Origin of the sequence: Enterococcus canintestini (assembly GCF_001885735.1) — a bacterium.
Lineage (GTDB): Bacteria > Bacillota > Bacilli > Lactobacillales > Enterococcaceae > Enterococcus_C > Enterococcus_C canintestini.
The window spans coordinates 34,455-52,867 of sequence record NZ_JXKG01000013.1; the positions used below are offsets into that span (position 1 = coordinate 34,455).

Consider the following 18,413-nt stretch of genomic DNA (forward strand, 5'->3'; position numbering starts at 1 on the left):
TAAAAATTTGGTCTAATAAATTCTTATTAATACTTAGTACGTGTGTAAATATCCTTTGATAAGTAACGATCGCCAGCATCGGGAAAGACAGTCGTAATCACACTACCCGCTGGTAATTTTTGGGCCACATTAATAGCCGCCGCTAAAGCTGCCCCACTTGAACTACCTGCTAAAACCCCATAATCTTTTGCTAGTTGGCGAGTATAAGAAAAACCTGTTTCATCACTGATTGTTTCATAACCTGCGATAGGTAAATTTTCAAAAAATGGTGGGATAAACTCGACCCCAATACCTTCAATTTCATGGGCATGACTTAAGCCTCCGTTTAAAATAGAGCCTGCCGGTTCAACACCATACAATAAAATTTCCGGATATTTTTCTCTTAAATAAGCCCCCGTGCCTGCAAACGTTCCACCAGAGCCAACACCTGCTACAAAAGCTGTAATTGTTTCCGGAAGATCTGCCACAATTTCAGGACCCAGTGTTTCGTAATAAGCTTTTGGATTTCCTTCATTTTCAAACTGGAGCGGTAGATAACTATTGGGTATTTCTTGTGCGAGTTCCTTTGCCTTTTTTATTGCTCCTGTCATGCCCATTTTGGTAGGTGTGTGTACAAGGGTTGCCCCTAGTGCCTGCATTAACGCTTGCTTTTCTAAACTGAATTTTTCTGGCACCACAAAAATCGTTTGAATACCATAGGCTTGGGCCGCTAGCGCTAGTCCGATGCCTGTATTTCCTGCGGTAGGCTCGATTAAAGTGCCACCAGCTTTTAATTTTCCTGTTTGGATAGCGCTACTGACTAAATACTGCCCCAAACGATCTTTAATGCTACCGCCAGGATTTAAAAATTCTAATTTAGCAAAAATTTCTGTCTCGTTTGGAATTGGTAATTGTGAACTGGTAAAGCGTAACAGTGGCGTATTTCCAATGGCTTCTTTAATTTGATTAATGATCATGCTTTTGCTCCTTAGCTTAAATTGGGAAATAAAAAAAGAGGTACTGACTATTAATCAGTACCTCGAATACTCTAAAAATATACACAAATAGTTACTGGTGCACACAGAACTGTTCGCGAATGTTTTAGAAATTAGGTCTATTAATAGGCATGACAAAATGGTATGCTGCAATGTTTTGCACCATACAACAACAATCTGCAATTAAAACAGTTCGCTGTGCCATGTCTACATGACCCCTTTCCTAAATTTGATATCAATCTACCATTGCAGGTAAATTGCTGTCAACAATTATTTTTTTAAATAACAATTAGAACAACAGTTGCAAAAAGCGCCATAAATAACGTAACAAGCGGTATAAAATAAAGAGAAAGAATAGATTTCCCAACACAAAATTCACGCCATTACCGGCAGTTGCTTTTAAATTAGTCCAAGTAAAACGCCGCAAAAATCGGGGAACATTATTGTAACCATTGCGTTTTAAGCGAAACTTCTCTTCATAAGTCAACTCCAACATATCATAATAATAAATCGCCAGCGGTTGCATAGTAAAAAAGTTTTTCGCAAAGCCTACTAGTAAAGTATATTGTTTGTTACTAGCCGGTAAATTACGCGCCCCTTTTTTATTAATTGCTACGACAAAGTTATTGTCTTTTAAAACATTATAGCTATATTCTGCTTCTTCAATTTGAACAATTTGAGCAAGCGGTTCATTTTGAGCTAGAAAATTCCCGTACACTTCAGGAAATTCCTGCAACTTTTTAAAAAGCAGCATAACCAAACCTAAAAGTAGTACAATAATAACACTATTCATAATAAGATGTTCTTTAAAAATAAAACTATAAATAACGACAATGAATAACGCTACCAGCGTTAAAACAATCCGCTTCATAAAAAATTTACGATACATTAACGCAATCGTACGCTCGTAATATGAAAAATCCTGCTTAGCAAAATCCATAAAAACCTCCTACAAAAGTTTAGCTTCCCATCTACTTTTAATTAGTATACCTGATGCACACTTCTCTGTCATGAAACAATCGTTTTGTCTCTGTTTTTAAGCCTTTCTTTTGCAAAAATCATTTTTTAGCAGTAACGTTAGAAATGTTGACGGGAAATAGCTCAGCTTGGTAGAGCACTTGCTTCGGGAGTAAGGGGTCGCAGGTTCAAATCCTGTTTTCCCGATTAAAAGATCCTTGTGATTTTGAACTGATTATTTATCTTCAGTCCATCTCACAAGGATCTTTTATTTTTATTTCTTTTTACGTCGATAAAAAATAATTGCCACTATTATGACTACCAGAAGACCAACAAAAGAGAGATAAAACATTGGCTTATCTCCCATTTTTGGAAGGATTCCAGTAGCTGCTTTGGTACTGTCCGTGGTTTTTGTAGTTGCTGTTTCTTTAGAGCTTGTATCTTGATTAGAAGAATTATTTGTTGTTTCAGTAGTGTTTGTCGCAACTGGTTTAGCCAAATCCCCTCGCGCTTGCGGAATACCCTCAGATGCATAACGTGCAATCCAAGCTACAATCCCAGGAAAAAAGCGCCCTTCTTCTGTAAGCATTTTTTCTTGTAAAGGTGTGACAAAATTCAAAATGGCCACCAATTCATCATTACTCAACTGGCGAATTGGGATAAAACTGCTATTTGGGGGATAAAGATTTTGTAAATAGTTTTGTAAGTCCGCCACTTGAGTTTTTAATTCTGCTAGTGAAAGACTGGTAGGATCAAAACTTAGTGCTGCATTTGCTGCTGCAACATTAACTGTTTTATCTTGATATAAAGCAGTCAACAAACGAACATAAGCCCCTAAATCCATGCCATAAAAGTCTTGATTTACCCGCGTAAATATTTGTAAGGCATCCTCTAATTGCTCATCTGTATAACTTGCTAGCTGTTCAGCTGAGATATTATACTGTCCAGTGGCTAATTCATTTCTAATTTCTGATACGTTTTGATTTACTGCTTTATTGTCTGTCGCCGCTGGGATCCCGGTTTGTTCTTCAATCCCATTTTTAATTGCTTCGCCAACTTCCTTTGCTTCTATTGTTGTATCTGTTGACACTTCACTAGCTTCCGTTGATGAAGAATTTGTAGTCATACTTTCGTTACTGTTTGATGTTTCTAAAACTTCCAAAGTAGTTGTCACACTTGTCACTGTTTCTTCTGCGGCATATACATTTGGTCCCACCAATAAGATTGCTAAAGTTAAAATCCCTAACACTTTTTTCACTATTATCACTTCTTTACTTTTATTTACGAATATTTTTTGTAACATAATTGTAACATTAGTTTTGAAAAATGAAAGGAGTTTTTTAATAAAAAAGAAGCTACGACTTTCACTTGTCATAACTCCTCTTTTCATAATCGATTAGCTATCCTTTTTTAGTAGATTCCGATAATTCTTTCCACCATTGTGCACTTTTTTTAGGAATTCGCTTTTGACTATCAAAGTCAACATAAAATAACCCATAGCGCTTATTATATCCATTTGTCCAAGAGAACATATCTTGTAAGGACCAAATAAAATACCCTTTTACTTCAATTCCAGATGAAATAGCTTGTTCGATTGCTTTTAAATGAATAGCAACATAATCTATTCGGGACTGATCCAAAACTTCTCCGTTTACTACCTGATCTTTATCTCCCAAACCATTTTCTGTAACATAAATTTTTTGATAGTTTGGATAACGATTTTTGATATAAAGCATCATATCATAGAGACCTTTAGGATAAATCACCCAGTCCCAATCAGTCTTTGGAATAGCGGGATTGTAAATTCTTTCCCCCACACCATTTAAACGAAAGACAGCTGTCCCCTTCTCACCGGTACCATTATGATGAATATAACTTTCACCGTGAAATGGTTGTACAAAATGACTTTGATAATAATTCAGACCTAGAAAATCGATTTGTTTTGCTGCTTTTGCAAGTTCTGTTAAATCCATTGGTAAAATAGTTAGCTTGCCATCGTTCTGTTTTAATATCTCATTGATAACAAACATAGTATCATTATCATAATACCCTTTATAAATAGCATCTAACATGAATTGGTTGTACAAAACATTACATGTGTTTGCAGCAGCTAAATTCTCTACTGCATCTTCCGCTGGATAATATGATTCAAGAATATGCACAATACCGATTTCGCCAGTGTAATCTTTTTCTTTAAAAAGATTAACAACTTTGGCGTGAGCTACCATTTGATTGTGCATTGCTTGGATTGCTTTTGGTAAATCATATTGAATATTAGGAGGAAAATTTCCTACTACATATTGTCCAAATGCAATAGAAGCTGGTTCATTAATAGTAATCCATTTTTTCACTTGACTACCAAACTCAGCAAAACAAAAATCAGCATATGCCACAAAGGCATCAATTGTTTTAGGATTTAGCCAGTCCCCGTTTTGATGTAAATTTAACGGTGTATCAAAATGATGCAATGTCACATATGGTGTAATGCCATTTTTTAAGCATTCGGCAAACAAAGCATGATAATACGCCACACCTTTTTTATTCAATTCACCAGTACCATTTGGAAAAATTCTGGTCCATGCAATCGAAACACGAATTGCATCCACGCCATATTCTTTACTTAGAGCTAAATCTGTTGGATACTCATGATAAAAATCACTGGCAGGGTCTGGTGAGAAGCGCCCTTGCTCTTTTAAAAAGACATCCCAACAAACAGGACCTTTACCATCTTCTGTTGTAGCCCCTTCTACCTGATAAGCCGCAGTGGCCCCACCAAAAACAAATTCTTTAGGCAATGACAACATCATCTGTATTTCCTCCTTTGTGTTTTAATATATTTAAAACAAACTCTAGTGACTTCTTCGGATCTCTTGTTAAGGCAATATATTCTGCTCCTTCTGTTGCAATACAAGAAATTCCCAAACGATCACAATCTTTTTGTAAATCCGGCAAATTAGTTGCAACTTGTGGTGCTAGAACAATCAGATCATAATCCGCTAACATATCTTGATGAGCACCCCAAGCTGCCGCTGCAGCTTTAACATTTACATTAAATTCTTGGGCTCCTTTATTTAAGGCGTTGGCCAGTAATCCACTCGTTCCACCACCAGCACATAAAACTAATACATTTTTTTCATCAGAAATTACTGTATCAGAAACCAGTGTTACGATAGCGTCTTCATCAGATTCCACTATTTTTTCCTTATTTACTTCAGCTTGTTCTTCTTCATATCGTTGTAAATCATAGGATTTGAAGAAAGGATAATAGATTAAAGCATCTACAAGTGGCAACACTACTGCTAAGACAAAAGATAATGGACTAAAGCCTGTACCTAAAATCAGTCCAATTGGCCCTGGAAAAGTCCACGGAAGTACATAGAGAAAACTATTCATTCCTAAAAAATCAACAAAAAACTTAAACAGCCATACATTTATTATTGGTGCTGTAATAAAAGGGATAAAGAAAACAGGATTTAATACAAGTGGTCCACCAAACAAAATAGGTTCGTTCACACCAAAAGAAGTTGGAACAACAGCTGCTTTCCCAATTGCTTTATTAGCTTTTGACTTAGCAAAGAAAATAAATAAGAAAGGTACAACAAACGTAGCACCTGTTCTTCCTAACGTTGCTACAAAATATTGTAATCCAGGTGTTAATAGTTTGGTTGCGTGTTCTCCAGCTTGAAAACCACTCACATTGGCTGCAATATTAACATAATAAATGGCTGATACGGCGGGCTCCACAATGGATGGTCCATGAATACCAATAAACCAGAAGAAAGCCATCGCGCCATAAATAATAGCTAGCCCGATCCAACCATCAGCTGCCGTGAATAGCGGTTGGAAAAAAGTAATAACACCTTGAGCAAAATTCATTTCAAAAGCCGAACGAAAGGCGAAATCAAATACCCAAAAAATGATAATCGCAAACCCAAAAGGAATAATATCCTTAAAAGCTTGAGAAATATTAGGCGGAACTTCTTCTGGTAGGCGAATTGTAATATTACGCTTAACACAAAAACGATAAACATTTACGGTAACAAATGCGACAATAAAAGCTGCTAACAATCCACTGGAACCTAGATATCCAGTTGAAATTCCACCTTCAAGCCGATCTGTTGCTAATAATAATAAGCCACAAATAGAAGCTACCATTGGCGCAATAATATTAATTTGATTTGTTTTAGGCATGTCTCGATTAAAATTATCCGTTAGTGCTTTTGCCGTAGTCGCAACAACCCCAACCGCTAAAAATCCCATGGTAAAATTATAAGGGGTCATAATCATTGCTTCTGTATTTTCAGACCAATAAAAGCCAAAAATATTAGGAACATAGGCAATTAATAAAAAAATACTTGAAAAGATAACTACTGGCATACAAGAGACAAAACCATTTTTTATGGCGGATAAATAGCTGTTTTTTGACACTTTTTCAAAAAAAGGTTTCCACTTTTCAATCGTCTGAATGATTTTATTCATTTTTTTACCTCCCAATTTGGTTACTAAAAATACTCCATACTCTTTTCTTATACATTTGTTCGCTGATAAAGTTCTATCATGTCCATTACAACATCCCGCAATAATAAGGTCGTCATTAAATGGTCTTGTCCATGCACAAAGATAAAGCCTAGTTCTACTTCCTCACCTCCTGCTTCTGTGGCTAACATTTTTGTTTGTGATTCATGTGCTTTTTTTAGTAAGTCATCGACGATCTCAATTGTGGGTTGAACTTCAGTGAAATTTCCTAACTTAGCCTCTTTTAATAAAGTTAATAATTTTGATCGTGCATCTCCTGAATAAGCAACAATTTCAAAACCAATCATGGCAACTTCGTCTTTTTTCATCTTTTTTCCTGCTTTCTTTGTAATAATCGTTGTAAATGAATTGTTAGATAGACTTGTTCATTAGAGCTCAGTATAATGCCAGCTTTACTTGTAATAATATTAAAAATTTGTCCAGCAATTTGATAAGCTTGTGGATATTGACTGATTAATTTTTCGCGAAAATGTTCCGCTAAATCATCGCTACTTAATTCTTCAGGTTCACGATCGATAGCATATTTAATATGAATCATTAGCCGATCATATAAATTACCGTCTTCATCTCGTGAAATATCTTGCGCTTGTAAAAACTGACTAATTTCAGTCAATGTATCTTTTATAACGGATAACTTTGAAGAACGGCCTTGAGTCGTTATCCCTTTTGCATTAATGAAGTGGTATGCAATATTTGCAACTTCTCCAGCTGGCATAATAATAGCGAGTTTATTTTTTATTATTGTTAATGCATCTCTTGCGATTTGATATTCAACTGGATATTGTTCACTTAAATCCGGTAACATGCTCGTTACGTACTCATGGTTCATAATCCGTTGATAACTAAAATAAATATGATCAGTGAGCGTTGCATAAATATATTCTTGGACAGGAAATCGATACTTTAGTTTTCCATGCTCAATAATTTCATAACTCGTTGTGATAAAATCAATTGGAACATCTTTTAGTAACGCTGAAAAATTTTGTTCTGATTGCTCATTTCGCAAAACAAATAAATTTTGGATATCTTTTTTTGCAATAAAGTCTCCTTTCTTTTTTTGAAATGCAATACCTTTTCCCATCGCAATAGCCTTTTGGCGCCCATGATCCCAAATAATAACTACATTATTATTTAGTATCTGTGCTATTTCATACATCTCCTCACTCCTTTACCAAAAAAGAACCGCAAATATAGAAAAGATAGGCACTATCTTTTTCTATATTTGCGGTTCTTGCCTAATCGTATTAGTAACAATCCACACTTTATTTATATATTCAATCTATCATAATATAAAACAAATGTAAACACTTTCAAGAACTTTTTTTGAACTAACATAAATTAAACACCTCATAGCGAATAGATTGCTAGACTTCACTTTTTAAGAGCAAATACTAAACAAAGTTAACAATAAACAAACTTTTATAAACATCATCTGCAAAGAAATTAGATTATTTTATGTCTACTTTTTAATATGCTATCTTTAACTTATTCATTATAAAAAAGGAGTTACTAAATGTTTAACGAAAATAGTTTTAATGTCTTTACTGTTACTGGACTGGATGAGCGAATGAACGCTATTCGCAGTGAAATTCAACCTGTTTTTACTACCATTGGACAACCAATTTGCGAAATGTTATCACAAAATTTTAACCGACCTTTTTACCTACACATTGCCCAACATCGCAGAAGAACTGTTCATCCGCCTGAAAATACCTGGGCTGCTATGAGTGAAGGTAAAAGAGGCTATAAAATGAACGCTCATTTTCAAATAGGCATTTGGCCAGAATATGTTTTTATGTGGTTAGCTATTATTGATCAACCAAAAAATCAAAAAGAAATGGCAGAAATTTTACTACAACATCCTACCATTTTTGATTCATTACCAAAAGACAGCGTGATTAGTTTAGATCATACGAAGCCAGAAATATTACCATTAACTCCTGAAAACTTAAAAAGTGCTCTAATCCGCTTAAATACTGTCAAAAAAGCTGAGTTTCAAATTGGCCGAGTCATAAAAAAAGACAGCCCTTTGTGGCACACTCCGGCTAAAGCAATGCAATATATTGAAGAAACTTACACTAGTCTGCTTCCTATCTATGACCTTTTAACATAAGGGCAGCATGACTTTTAACATAGTTTTTTCTTACACTATTGTTCCTACCCAAATATGAGAAAACTCCTTATAATAAGTTGTAATTAAAAGGAGTCATTCTCATGCACAAAAAAATACATTTATCTTTTATCATTATTTCCAGCATTTTTGTTATGTTACTAGTTGGCATACTAGTTTTTCCCACTTTAAATATGCAAGTAGAAAGACTAGTGCACAAACTCTGGCTTTTTACCGCGCAAAATATTATAAAACCTTATTAAAAAGTTGCTTTTTAGCGCTAGCCGACTTCTTTTGGCTAGTATTTTTAAAATAAGACTAAAGGAAACATTCAAAGTGTTCCTTTAGTCTTTTATTTTTCCTAAAAAATTCACTTCATTATTAAATATTTATTGCAAAAAAGAGGGTATGACAGAAGCAACCTGCTTTTGTCATACCCTCTTTAAAAATCTAGCTTTTTGAGGTCAATATCACTTATCCCGGTCTTTAAATTTGCTAGAACTATTTAACTTTTTTCAAAACGATCCCACTATATAACCAAATTGTGAGTACATAATATAGAAAATATAGGACAAAGAAAATAGTGAATGGCAGTGCGATATCGCCATAGGGTTCACTTAATAAAGTCGTAAACATTTGTAAACCAAACAGTACATGTACTACACCAAGAATTCCTGGTACAAGGAACAAAACTCCAATTTCCTTGCGTAGAGATGCTTTTAATAAACCTTTTCGGGTACCGATTTTATTTAGCATCGCATAACGTCGAACGTCACTATTAGCTCCAGATAAGATTTTAAACATTAAACAACTTGCTAGCATAGTCAAAAAGGCAATGCCTAAGAAAAAGCCCATAAATTCAAAGCCAGAAAACATCCCATTAAAAGCTGTGTAGGCGTCCACTTTTTGGCTAAGACTCCCCATTGATGCTGGATCACTCAATTCTTTATTATTCGTCACATTTTCAGTTGCTAGTTTTTTTAATTGTGGCAAAGCAGTCATGAAATCTTTCACTTTTACCACTTGTAATTTCGTTACTGGTAAATTGAGTGCTTCAAAACTTTGACGGTCAATAACTTGATGTTCTTTGGTTCTTTGACTTGGTAATTCTAAAGAACGTAAACCATCCATTGCTTGTACGTCTGCAGCTAATTTATCCCCATCATATTCTGTTTTTCTAGTTTTATTTTTTTCATAAACTACCGCAGTCAGTGGGTGTGAATTAAATTCATCTTTTAGATAATAAACAGTTTTATCATCTTCTTTTTGCAAGTATGTGGTATTTTCAGTTGGTTTTAACGCATCTACTTGATCTTGCGTTGCTTTTTGAGCATTATTTAATACTAAATCATAAGATGAAGTTTGGTCGGTCATTTTAGGAATCTCATTGCGGAAACCTAGCCCCACCGTCAAAGCACCTAACGCCAAAGCAAATAACATAGCAACCATTGATAACATGCGTGTATAATCTTGAATACGGAAACTTAACTGAGAAAAAGTAAAGCCGTTTAATTTTTTCAAAACTAAGCGGTCAGAGCGTTTTAAAAGTTGCAAAATGAAAATCAAAACACCATGGAAAACTAGATAGGTTCCTAAAATAATCGTCACTAATGCAATTACTAACGCTATAAACCCTAATGTATTTACTTGTGCCATCATCCAGTAACCGACTGCTAAAAAGGCAATCCCACAAAAAGTTTCAACAAATAATAAACTATTTTTGCGTTGACTCTTAGTTGGTGTTTCACTTGCTCGTAAGAGAGTTAAAATCGGTTTTTTAATCATTGAGCCAGCGTTAATTACCGCAGATACTAAAAATAAGATGATGAAAAAAATGAATGTAATCATTAAAGCTTCTGTATTAAAGGGTGAAAAGTGTGTTACTTTTACATCTAATTGTTTGGTTAATAACTGATTAACGATACTTGATAATCCAATCCCAATTGCAGAACCAGCAATTGTCGCTAAAATACCAATAAATAGAGTTTCCACAAAAATGAGTTGGGCAATTTTTCGTCCTTTTGCGCCTAACATCATAAACATCGCATAGTCTTTTTGCCGCATCGTCATCAAAAATGAATTAGCATATAGAATATAGACTAAGGTAATAATAGCCAATAACACCGAACCGAGATGAAAAATCATTACAACCGATGAGATAATTGAGTTACTTTCTAAAAAGGCTTTGTTAGTTGCCATTGATTCAAACATGTAAAATATCGCCGAAGCCATTACCAAGCCGGAAAATAGCACTAAGTAATCTCGCAATTTTCCTTTAATTCCTGTAAGAGATAATTTAAAAAGCATTTAAATTCCCCCTTACTGTTCCGCTAGAAGCGCTAAGATTTCACGATAAAACTCTTCTCGCGTCTGAAGATCTCGTTTTAGTTCTTGGTGTATCACACCATCTTTAATAAATAAAATACGTTGACAATAACTTGCTGAAAAAGGATCATGGGTGACTAATAAAATAGAAACGCGATCTTTTTCATTTAATTCTTCCATCGTATCCAATAAATCCCGGGCACTTTTGGAATCAAGGGCACCAGTTGGTTCGTCCCCTAGTAAAATTGTTGGCTGGGTAATCAAAGCCCGTGCCGCAGCAACCCGTTGTTTTTGTCCACCGGAAATGGCAGCAGGATAACTATCTAAAATATGCGTAATGGACAATCGTTCCGCAATTTTTTTCACTCGTTGTTTAATTTCTTTTGGTTTTACACCTTGTAATGACAAGGGCACTGCAATATTTTCGGCTGCAGTCATATTTTCTAATAAATTAAAATCTTGGAAGATAAAGCCAATTTCCTCACTTCTGAAATCTGCTAATTGATTGCCTTTTAATTTCGTTACATCTTTTTGATTGATTGTAATTTTGCCAGCTGTTGGTTTGTCTAAAGTGGATAAAATATTTAATAATGTTGATTTACCAGAACCTGAGGCTCCCATAATTCCAACAAATTCACCTTTTCTTACATCAAAGGAAATTCCTTTTAATGCTTCTGTTTTCTTTTCGTTACCTGTACCATAAGTTTTTTTGACGTTGTTGATTTCTACTATATTTTCCATAACTTCTCCTACTCTAATTTTTCTTTTGCTGCTGTGGGTAATTCAGATTCTTTGACTTCTTCATATGAAGTCACGCCTTTATTTTTATTCCAAGTAATTTTTAAATAGGCATTCTTTCTTAAAGGACGATCTTTAAATGCATTAAAGTCCATTTGTTTTTCATTGCCATCTTTATCATAACCAGGTAAAGAGTATTTATATTGTGTGACATTTTCACCGTTATCAGCTTTTACGTCTTCTCTTTGTCCATCGGTTGTGATTTTTACATAATATTGTTCGCCACCCATAATAAAGTAGTCAGCAACTTTTAGACCAATAAAACCGATCCCTAATAGTGCCACCAGAACAATTAGTAATTTTTTCATATCTTTCCTTCCTTTCGTTTACATTTTTATTATAAAACTTGACCAAAAAACGTGACATTTATTTAACTATCAAAAAACTAACATTACTGTCATTTCAAAAATAAAATGAAAAGTTAAATGAACTCGCTTAGCGATCAAGTAATAAGCTGGAATTTAATCAATTGTTCTTCAGATTTCAGCCTATTCTGATTTCTTTAGCTACAAAAAAAGAGAATCCTCTAACTTGTTACAGTTGAGAATTCTCTTTTTTTCCTGTTATGTGTGATTCTAAACTTTTTTGCACCAAGAAATTCTTTTCATTTTCATTACGCTAATGCGTTGGGACTGGCTAATTGTGGCCCTTGACCATAATAGGCTTGGACCCAATCGTCATTATCCCACATTTCAGTTTTACGACGACCACGAAAATAATCCCATTCTGACTCGTATTCCACTTCAATAATTTCCCCTGCTGCACCTAATGTTACCCATGCATAATTACCAGATGAGGCTGCAAACTTAACCCACTGAACAGGGAAAAATTGTTCTTGTCCATCGATTGCATAAAAATTGCGCTCTTGGTAGTCTACCCGCAAAAATATATTATCACTTCCATATTCCCAGTTTACCTCTGCAATTATTTCTTCGGCTCGTTCTACAGCGACATCATCTTCTAATAATTCACCATTAGGCAACGTACTTAAATTTTTTAAACTTATTAAATTATCATCTTCAAAGATGCCAATAATACGCGGGCCATTCAGACTAAACTTTCCTTCTGGTTGTAAGCGAAAAATATGCACCAACTTACCATTACGAATCTGATTTTCTTCTTCTGCAATTTGATAATCTGCCGGTATCGTAACTACAGCTGCAATCATTTCCCAATAATCCATGGTTATGCCTTCTTTCTTACCATTCAAAATCATCTAGTTCTTCTTCTAACTTATGAATTTGCGCTTCCAGCATTTGCATTTCTTCTTTAATTTCTTCTAATGTGGCTCCGCTAGCACTGTAGCCTTTATAGTAAGCTGTCATGTAACCTGTTTCTTCTAGTCGTTGGAGCTGATCGCGTAACTGCCCTAAAAGCGCTAAGTTGTTTTCATACTGCAATTCATTCATCTTACTCACCTCATTTAAGCTAATGCATTTGGGCTATTTAATTGCGGTCCTTTTCCTTCTCTGGCTAACACCCAATCGTCATTATCCCACATTTCAGTTTTACGACGACCACGGAAATAATCCCAGCGTGAATCAATTTCCATCTCAATTAGTTGACCATTTGCTGCTAACGTTACCCAATTGTAGCTACCATTGGTATGACTAAATTTAATCCATAAAACCGGAAATTGATGAGTTTTTTTATCTTCTCCAATAAATTCCCGTTGTTGGTGTTCAATGCGAATAAATGACAATCCTCTTGCATAACTACGATTACTTTTAGCAAAAATATCTTCGGCAAGGGCACGGGCGCGTTCAGGTGACGGTAATTTACCTTCAGGAACTACCGCAAGATTTTTAACACTCACTAAAGTATCTTTCAAAAAAACCGCAATAATCCGAGGACCATTTAGTTCAAAAATCCCATTTTTTTGATATCGCAAAATAGTTACCTTGTGGCGATTACGGGTTTCATGTCGTTCTTCTGCTAATTGATAGTCATCTGGAATTGTGACAATTTTATTTAGTAATTCTGTATTTTTCATGGTAATCATCCTTTCAACCTAATCACTTAACTTATTAAGTGAGTCGATAAACGATTTTTGTTCCTCGGCGTTTAAAGGAGCAAAAAAAGCTATGTTTGCTTGTTGTAATGCTTCAATAATAATCGGATATATCGCGTGTCCTTCTTGTGTTAAGGAAAGAACATAGCCTCTACGATCATTGGGATTTTCTTTTCGTTTTAAATACTGGCTATCGATTAGTTTTTTTATAGCTCGTGTGACATTGCTCGCATTGACCCCTGTCAGTTGAACCAACTTTTCTTGTGGCAAATCTCCATAGTCATGTAGTTTTAAAATGTAATAATATAAACTGGAGTTTAATTGATGTGGAGCAAGATAATTATCTACTAATTTAATATAGCGACGACTAACACTAGCTAATTGTTTTAAGCTATCACTTTCATTTTTATCGTTCTCCATCGGCGGCACTTCCTTTTTCAGTTTATTTACTTGCGCAAGCAAATAATAAATCATATAATGAACTTCGTCAAATAAATTGTTTTACAGGAGGAATTGGAATTGAACCAAACAAAGACAAAATGGATGATTGTCGCAATTTATATCGCTACATTAATAACTGCAATTGAAGCCACGATTGTAGTAACTGCCACCAGAGCGATTACCAATGACTTGGGAAATCCCAATCTCACTGCTCTCATTTTTTCAACGTATCTTTTTTCAAGCGCCCTAGCAACGCCAATTTTTGGACGAATGGCAGATAATTATGGTAAAAAAAGAATTTTTCAAACTGGTTTATTACTCTTTTTATTAGGTACAACCTTATGTGGCTTTGCCCCTTCTAGTTGGTTTTTACTGACAGCTCGTGTTATCCAAGGAATTGGTGCAGGTGGAATCATGCCGATGACTTTTGCGTTAATTGGTGAGTTATTTGACCTTTCAACCCGCGGAAAAGTGATGGGCTTAAATAATTCAGCTTGGGGAATTGCCTCGCTTATTGCGCCTTTACTGGGTGGAGTCATTTTAAGTCAACTTAGCTGGCACTGGATCTTTTTTATTAATATTCCCTTTATCTTAATTGTTTTAACGTTAGTTCAACTATTTTATCAAGAAGAAAAAATTTATGCTCCTTCTCCTCAAAATAGTCTTGTGCAATATAGTGCACTTATTGTCAGTCTACTGATTACCTTAAGTGGCATCCAGTTGATGGCGAGCCAAATATTTATAGGGAGCGCACTTTTAATTTTAGGATTGCTGACACTTTTTCTTTTTTATCGACAAGAAACGAAAACAACGGTTCCGATTGTCCCAATTCAAACCATTCAGATTAGTAATTTTCGTTTACTTACAATTTGTGTCTTCCTAATTAATGGCGCTTTAATTGGCTTTCAAGTTTATCTACCGCTGTGGGTACAAACTGAATTACATCTATCCGCTACATTAGGTGGTCTTGCACTCTTACCATCATCTATCTTTTTTATACTTGGTTCTTATTATTCAGGCAAATTACTCTTACGTTATAAACAAAAAAAGCTCCTGCAACTTGTCTTAGCGGGTGCTCTGGCTGGCTTTTTAATTCTCAGTTTCTTACCCAATTCAACTGGTTACAGTGCTTTATTGTTACTATCAAGTTTTCTTGGCTTTTTCATTGGCACAGGGGTTACTGTCAGTGTAATTTCCGCTCAAGCTTATGCGACTCAAGAAAATTTAAGTAGCGTTTCTGGCTTTATTACACTTTGCCGCACCTTAGGTCAAAGTTTTCTAGTAACAATTTTAGGTGTCATTAACCAGCGCAGTTTTCTAGCACAAAACCAACATATCGCAGGGTATCATCATGTTTATCTTACCGTAAGTATTATCTTCATTTTTTTACTACTAGTAGTAAGTCGCGCTTCTAGGTCAGAGGGGTAAGGAAAATAGTATGTACGCATCTTGCGGATTACTCAGTTAATCTAGGTTAATAAAAAAGACTCCTCGTAGAAATACCTCACTAAGCTAGTTCTTGCTAACTTAGGAGATCTATTTCACAACGAGGGGTCTTATTTTTATTATTTAGCTAAAGCTTCTTTAGCTTGGTCAGCCGGAAATGCTCACTTTTATAATTTTAACAACATTCAAAACCCTTGATACATCAACATTTTTAGAAATTCGTATTTTTCTAAATTTCATAGAATTTCAACTTATCTGGGTCAAATCTGGGTCAAAATAGAAAAATCCCAGTTTCGTCTGGGTCAATTTATGAGAAAATTCTCATCTAACGTGGGGCGTACATATTAATAAAAAAGACCCACAAAACGTGGGCCTGAGAGAATAAATATGAACACTTTACTCATCATTATAGTTAATATACTTGATGTACAAAAAAGAATCAAGTCCAACTCTCTTTCAAAAACTAGTTTTTTATTCCTAGCTCGTCTTTTAAAGCTGTTTGAAGAATATTCGAAAAATTAATTCCTTGTTTTTCTGAGGCATCATTCAACTCATTAACAAAAAAAGAGCTCAGACCTCATTAAAGAGACCTGAGCTAAACTTTTTTACCTAATCAAACCATACGAATTAATTTCCCCAAGAGAGATATACCCTTTTTTGAATTGATCTGTCCGGGGTTGAACAGCCCACAGATAGCCGCCAGCTAACACAATATCATTAAACTTGACCTTTTGTCCCTTTTTCAAAAGTGCGATAATAGGCGCTGATGTTGTCGCAGCTGTACGCAAATTGACATTTGTATTTAACGTAAATTCTTTCATTTTAATTCCTCCTATTGGTGTAGGATTAAGTTTTGGTGGTTCGGACGTTGGGGTTGGCTTTTCTGGCTTACCATTAACTGCTACATAAGCTTTCCATGCGTTCACATCCCCATAGAATACATTGGCATCTAAAAGTCCACCATAGCCTGGCAATCGGGTTTGCGTATTATATTGAAACATAGCCGTTGTAGACCACCCATTCGATTTTGGCGGTTGTGGTTGTTTAAATCCACTTGTTTCAGCGTTCAATCCATAGTTGGCAATCCAAAGTCCATAATCTGCTCTTGCTATTTTTGAAAAATCATAACTATTGATTATATTTGTGTAGGTATAAAACAGTGGCCTAACTCCAGTTCTAGCATATACTCGATCTAAAAATGCTTTCGCCCACTTCACATCATGTTTATTATCCGATTCCCAATCTAAAATCGGAATCGCCTCTCCAAAGTAATTTTTTGTCTGTTTTACAAAGAACTCCGCCTCTTGTACCGCAGTTCCTTGTGAACCAATCTCATGTGCATAATGATAAAATCCTAGGAGTTTTCCTGCTTTTTTTGCCCGTTGATACACTTTATCACAATATGGATTAATATAACCAGTTCCTCCCGTAGCTTTGACAATCACAAAATCCAAGTCCATATTCTGAACTTGGATATCCCCTTGCCAACTTGAAACATCAATACCGTTCAGCATGTTCATTCCCCTTTCAAATAATCTTGTTTAGCAGCTTCAATCAGTTTGTCAATTTCTTCAAATGTAAATGGGATGCGCTCTTTCTTAAATGTATCCATTAACTGTGATTTGACTAACGCACAATCACAGTCTTCCGGTAAAGAATGAATAAAAATCTCTGTATAACGTTGTTTCAACCACAATTCATTGGCAAGTCGGTCAATACGATAGCTTTTCAAGCATTGATAAATTGCCAAAAACAAAGCCACCAATACCAAAAAAAAGAGGAAAGAAACCAAAAAATAAGTCACATCACTCATCAAAATAGCCCACATTAGGATCGCCCATCCTTTCCATCATGATTCGATTTAAAACTATCTAAAAACCGTTGAAACAAATCTGTTGCTCCACCCATTTTTTGATAGTTTTCTAAAATGGATTTCAGTTCCATCAAAAGATAGCCCAAATACAAGGTATATAACAAAGCAATCCCCGTTCCTCCGGGAACAATGACCGACAATGGGATAAAAAAAACGAGTAAAAAAATACTGGCGATTTTTCTTAAAATCCCATTGATTCCAATCTTCGATTTAAATTCGATCGAAGGATTAATTTTTGCCGCAATCGTTCCTAATAGAAAATCCAATGTCATCGCTGCACAAATGAGCGCCAAAATAAACAAAACTTTTGCATCTTCCGTTTCTAAAAAGTGTCTAAAATACGCAAACATATCCATAGTTACCGCCTTCTTTTCTCAATATAAAAAAGCTCCCGATTACTCGGATTCTTTCGGTCGCAACCAGCTAATAATTTTTTCTTTGGCTGCTTTATCTACTTGGCTGCGTGTCATCTCGTCAAAATTTCCTTCCGTCAAAACCACACGTGCACTAAAGTTATTGCCATCTACATAGCTTTGATACTGTACTTCGATCGCTTCTGTTTCGTCTTCTTCGTTAAAAACATAGTTCATTTCAGTCATTCTAATTTTCATCGGATGTTTCCTCCTCTTTTAAAATTGGCGACAGTTGATGCAGTGTTCTCGCACGAATGGTTATTTCTCCAAAATCTGTTGTACTCACTTGAGGAAGATCAACCCCCATCTCTTCTTGATATAATTCTTTCAACTTTTCATTTTGTTGATTTTGTTCCAATTCCAAGATAGGTTTTGCAGTCTCACGAATCGAGTGAGTAACTGCTCCTAAATTCGTGATTGCCTGATTGATTTTTAAACTTGTCGCAATTGGCAATTCCTTTTCGCTTAGTTCAAATAAGCCTGTTTCTAATTCTAAAATTTGAAGTACCGTTAATTTCATTTCTTTCCC

The 18,413-nt window shown here is 35.2% G+C and carries 21 protein-coding genes and 1 tRNA gene; 3 read left to right on the forward strand and 19 right to left on the reverse strand.

Translation table 11 applies throughout. The features are described 5' to 3' along the window. Positions 1 to 26: 26 nt before the first annotated feature. Together RU96_RS08500 and RU96_RS08505 are read right to left on the reverse strand one after the other, a co-directional pair. The gene (locus RU96_RS08500; protein WP_071865108.1) at positions 27 to 956 is read right to left on the reverse strand and encodes a PLP-dependent cysteine synthase family protein; all 930 of its coding nucleotides are present in this window, start codon (positions 954 to 956) and stop codon (positions 27 to 29) included. 307 nt (positions 957 to 1,263) lie between these two features. Then, positions 1,264 to 1,914 (reverse strand): hypothetical protein, encoded by a 651-nt coding sequence (locus tag RU96_RS08505; protein ID WP_071865109.1) that lies wholly within the window; start codon positions 1,912 to 1,914, stop codon positions 1,264 to 1,266. A gap of 150 nt (positions 1,915 to 2,064) precedes the next feature. On the opposite strand from RU96_RS08505, the gene RU96_RS08510 reads away from it, so the two are divergent. Continuing rightward, positions 2,065 to 2,138, forward strand: a tRNA-Pro gene (locus tag RU96_RS08510). Between the two features lie 67 nt (positions 2,139 to 2,205). Here RU96_RS08510 and RU96_RS08515 read toward each other — a convergent pair. The 5 genes from RU96_RS08515 to RU96_RS08535 form a co-directional block, all read right to left on the reverse strand. Then, positions 2,206 to 3,189: an LPXTG cell wall anchor domain-containing protein gene (locus RU96_RS08515; protein ID WP_249024168.1), complete on the reverse strand. Its 984-nt coding sequence runs from the start codon at positions 3,187 to 3,189 to the stop codon at positions 2,206 to 2,208. Between the two features lie 142 nt (positions 3,190 to 3,331). After that, positions 3,332 to 4,735, reverse strand: a complete 1,404-nt coding sequence (lacG, locus tag RU96_RS08520) for a 6-phospho-beta-galactosidase (protein WP_071865152.1) — start codon at positions 4,733 to 4,735, stop codon at positions 3,332 to 3,334. Continuing rightward, complete coding sequence (locus RU96_RS08525; RefSeq protein ID WP_071865110.1) at positions 4,719 to 6,410, reverse strand: lactose-specific PTS transporter subunit EIIC; 1,692 nt, start codon at positions 6,408 to 6,410, stop codon at positions 4,719 to 4,721. The genes lacG and RU96_RS08525 overlap by 17 nt, the downstream gene beginning before the upstream one ends. 47 nt (positions 6,411 to 6,457) lie before the next feature. Continuing rightward, complete coding sequence (locus RU96_RS08530; RefSeq protein WP_071865111.1) at positions 6,458 to 6,775, reverse strand: PTS sugar transporter subunit IIA; 318 nt, start codon at positions 6,773 to 6,775, stop codon at positions 6,458 to 6,460. Next, positions 6,772 to 7,623: a PRD domain-containing protein gene (locus RU96_RS08535; protein WP_071865112.1), complete on the reverse strand. Its 852-nt coding sequence runs from the start codon at positions 7,621 to 7,623 to the stop codon at positions 6,772 to 6,774. The genes RU96_RS08530 and RU96_RS08535 overlap by 4 nt, the downstream gene beginning before the upstream one ends. Positions 7,624 to 7,980: 357 nt before the next feature. Between RU96_RS08535 and RU96_RS08540 the strand changes: the two genes are divergently transcribed. Next, entirely contained in the window at positions 7,981 to 8,580 is a 600-nt protein-coding gene (locus RU96_RS08540) for a DUF1054 domain-containing protein (protein WP_071865113.1), read from the forward strand. A 498-nt stretch (positions 8,581 to 9,078) separates the two neighbouring features. On the opposite strand, the gene RU96_RS08545 is transcribed toward RU96_RS08540, so the two are convergent. The 7 genes from RU96_RS08545 to RU96_RS08575 form a co-directional block, all read right to left on the reverse strand. Then, complete coding sequence (locus RU96_RS08545) at positions 9,079 to 10,884, reverse strand: FtsX-like permease family protein (protein ID WP_071865114.1); 1,806 nt, start codon at positions 10,882 to 10,884, stop codon at positions 9,079 to 9,081. 12 nt (positions 10,885 to 10,896) lie between these two features. Beyond that, positions 10,897 to 11,643 carry an ABC transporter ATP-binding protein gene (locus tag RU96_RS08550; protein ID WP_071865115.1) on the reverse strand — a complete coding sequence of 249 codons (747 nt, stop codon included), beginning with the start codon at positions 11,641 to 11,643 and terminating at the stop codon, positions 10,897 to 10,899. Between the two features lie 8 nt (positions 11,644 to 11,651). Further along, a complete protein-coding gene (locus RU96_RS08555) occupies positions 11,652 to 12,008 on the reverse strand; it encodes a YxeA family protein (protein ID WP_071865116.1) in 357 nt (118 codons plus the stop codon). A 305-nt stretch (positions 12,009 to 12,313) separates the two neighbouring features. Next, positions 12,314 to 12,883 carry a hypothetical protein gene (locus RU96_RS08560; protein WP_143350958.1) on the reverse strand — a complete coding sequence of 190 codons (570 nt, stop codon included), beginning with the start codon at positions 12,881 to 12,883 and terminating at the stop codon, positions 12,314 to 12,316. A gap of 16 nt (positions 12,884 to 12,899) precedes the next feature. Beyond that, complete coding sequence (locus RU96_RS08565; RefSeq protein WP_071865118.1) at positions 12,900 to 13,109, reverse strand: hypothetical protein; 210 nt, start codon at positions 13,107 to 13,109, stop codon at positions 12,900 to 12,902. A gap of 14 nt (positions 13,110 to 13,123) precedes the next feature. Further along, positions 13,124 to 13,693, reverse strand: coding sequence for a hypothetical protein (locus RU96_RS08570; RefSeq protein ID WP_211269906.1), 570 nt, complete (start codon positions 13,691 to 13,693; stop codon positions 13,124 to 13,126). 18 nt (positions 13,694 to 13,711) lie between these two features. After that, positions 13,712 to 14,131, reverse strand: a complete 420-nt coding sequence (locus RU96_RS08575) for a MarR family winged helix-turn-helix transcriptional regulator (protein ID WP_071865153.1) — start codon at positions 14,129 to 14,131, stop codon at positions 13,712 to 13,714. A 99-nt stretch (positions 14,132 to 14,230) separates the two neighbouring features. Between RU96_RS08575 and RU96_RS08580 the strand changes: the two genes are divergently transcribed. After that, complete coding sequence (locus RU96_RS08580) at positions 14,231 to 15,580, forward strand: MFS transporter (RefSeq protein WP_071865120.1); 1,350 nt, start codon at positions 14,231 to 14,233, stop codon at positions 15,578 to 15,580. A gap of 623 nt (positions 15,581 to 16,203) precedes the next feature. Here RU96_RS08580 and RU96_RS08585 read toward each other — a convergent pair. From RU96_RS08585 to RU96_RS08605, 5 genes are all read right to left on the reverse strand, one after another. Continuing rightward, positions 16,204 to 17,112 (reverse strand): GH25 family lysozyme, encoded by a 909-nt coding sequence (locus RU96_RS08585; protein WP_071865121.1) that lies wholly within the window; start codon positions 17,110 to 17,112, stop codon positions 16,204 to 16,206. Positions 17,113 to 17,114: 2 nt separating this feature from the next. Further along, positions 17,115 to 17,348, reverse strand: coding sequence for a hypothetical protein (locus RU96_RS08590; protein WP_249024169.1), 234 nt, complete (start codon positions 17,346 to 17,348; stop codon positions 17,115 to 17,117). A 77-nt stretch (positions 17,349 to 17,425) separates the two neighbouring features. Further along, positions 17,426 to 17,821 (reverse strand): phage holin family protein, encoded by a 396-nt coding sequence (locus RU96_RS08595; RefSeq protein ID WP_071865155.1) that lies wholly within the window; start codon positions 17,819 to 17,821, stop codon positions 17,426 to 17,428. A 45-nt stretch (positions 17,822 to 17,866) separates the two neighbouring features. After that, positions 17,867 to 18,082, reverse strand: a complete 216-nt coding sequence (locus RU96_RS08600; RefSeq protein ID WP_071865122.1) for a hypothetical protein — start codon at positions 18,080 to 18,082, stop codon at positions 17,867 to 17,869. Continuing rightward, entirely contained in the window at positions 18,072 to 18,404 is a 333-nt protein-coding gene (locus RU96_RS08605; protein ID WP_071865123.1) for a hypothetical protein, read from the reverse strand. Before RU96_RS08605 ends, RU96_RS08600 begins: the two co-directional genes overlap by 11 nt. Positions 18,405 to 18,413 lie beyond the last annotated feature (9 nt).